At 58.3% G+C, this 1,936-nt stretch carries 1 protein-coding gene and 1 pseudogene; one reads left to right on the top strand and one right to left on the bottom strand.

What is annotated here, in order from left to right; genetic code table 11:
• On the bottom strand, positions 1-216 hold a 216-nt coding region (locus tag BT264_RS39745), incomplete at its 3' end, for a hypothetical protein (protein WP_218173379.1).
• A gap of 517 nt (positions 217-733) precedes the next feature.
• Here BT264_RS39745 and BT264_RS37730 point away from each other — a divergent pair.
• Positions 734-1,733 (top strand): annotated as a pseudogene (locus BT264_RS37730) (IS481 family transposase).
• The last annotated feature ends 203 nt before the right edge of the window (positions 1,734-1,936 follow it).

Below are 1,936 nucleotides of genomic sequence, written 5' to 3'. Positions count from 1 at the left end.
GGTGAACAGGCCCAGGTCGATTGGGGTCACTTCGGCTACCTTGAGATCGGTCGCGCGCGCCGACCGCTGATGGCCTTCGTGATGGTGCTCTCGTATCCACACCCGGCCCGCCTTGATTGGCGGCCACGCGCTTCCAGGCTTCCCAAACCAACCGCTTGGATATCTCGAACGACTTGGTGGCAACCCCGGAATCTTCCCGCGTTGCAGTTGTTCCATGATCCCCACCAGACAAGGTCATGCCTTCGCTCCAGAGGTCATTACAACCCTTTCGACGCTACTACGCATGACTCCGCCCCTGTGCCTCGCATTGGTACTCTGGCTCTCACGGGTTCTCCGCTTGAGCGTCTCCCTTGGCATCGAGACGACAGGTTCCCAAGTTCCGTATCCATGCCTGCGGGAAGGTCGCGCCACCTCTATGCCGGATGCCGTCAAGCCCACGTTCAGGTTGCCGCCTGACTTATCCCGAGGCGTTGTCGAGTCCTCGGTTTTGACACCATTGCAATTATCGACACTTCTTCGATGGTTCACTTTCGTTCGCCTCCTTCCTGCATACCTGACGGGATTCATCCCGCCTTTTCCTCAGACGCTCACCACACTCGCTCTTAACGAATGCAGCTCTGAGTGGTTTGGTATCACCGCCTGATCGGCGAAACCGAGGGGCCAACCCTCATCACGGCTACAGCATGTACAGCGACCTCCGGTCGCTTTCCTTCTTGGCACACCGACAACTACGTTGACAAACACCGAGACCGGCAACGCCAGTCTCGTGTGCACGCGTTGTGGCATCTCTAGGCCAACGCTTCGCAAGTGGCTGCGCCGCTACCAGGAAGCGGGAGAGGACGGTCTTCGCTCTCAAAGCCGTCGCCCTCTGACCAGCCCGAATCGAAAGGTCTCTGACGTAGATAGGGCAACGATTCTTCGCATGCGGGCTGAGCGCAAGGGGGGCACGGCGGATTCAGAGCGAATTGCGTCTGCACGAGCAAAGAGAACTATCCCTCGCGACCATTCATAAGGTTCTGTGCGAAGCGTCCGTGAAGCCGTTGGTTCGCCCCAGGAGGCCGGTACAACCGAGGCGCTACAGTCGTCCGGTTCCCGGAGACCGCGTCCAGATGGACACGATGAAGATTGCGCGAGGCGTCTATCAGTACACGGCCATCGATGACTGTTCACGTTTTCGTGTACTGGCCGTCTACCCCCGAAGAAATGCCCGAAATACGCTGCTTTTCCTTGATCGTGTCATCGAGGAGATGCCGTTTCCGATTCAACGTACCCAGACCGACCGCGGCGGCGAGTTCTTCGCTGAATCGGTGTAGCGGCGCCTGATGAGCGAGTACATCAAGTTCCGGCAAATTCCACCATGCTCGCCGCACCTCAATGGCAAGGTCGAACGCTCGCAGCTTACTGACCTGAACGAGTTCTGGTTCCACCATGCCCCGACAGAGTAGGCAATCGAGTTGCGAATCGAAGAGTGGCAGTTCGACTACAACTGGCGTCGGTCACACGGCTCACTCGGTGGAAAGACTCCTGTTGACCGCATCGCGGAGCTGGGTGAAATCACACCTCTCGCGGACGAGGTGGTAAGTGCGTACGACAAGCGGATAGAGCGAATTCGGCACCGCGAATGGCGGGTCGACAAGATCCTCGGCGAACATCATCGGCGCGCGTCGGAACCCGTGTCTCCTATTGGCGCCACGGGTTCCGACGTGCCAAAGAAACGGCCTTCAAGAAAGTGAAACGATGTCTGCGAATCGCACAATTTACGCGTGAGTCGGACCCTGCTCGGCTTCTCGTTCAAAGTCGCTGAGGCCGACCGTACCGTCGGGAGTAGTCCCGTCAGACGCCTCGATCCGCTTGAAGTCATCCAGATGCTTCAGTAAGTAATTGACAGCCTGCTTCACGCGCGGCGGCGTATCTTTGTCATCCGCCAGTTTCGTCA

It is taken from the genome of Burkholderia sp. NFPP32, assembly GCF_900119325.1.
In the GTDB taxonomy this organism is placed as follows: Bacteria; Pseudomonadota; Gammaproteobacteria; order Burkholderiales; family Burkholderiaceae; genus Burkholderia; species Burkholderia pyrrocinia_C.
Note: the sequence above shows the minus strand (reverse complement) of the source record. Positions and strands in the feature narration are given on the sequence as shown.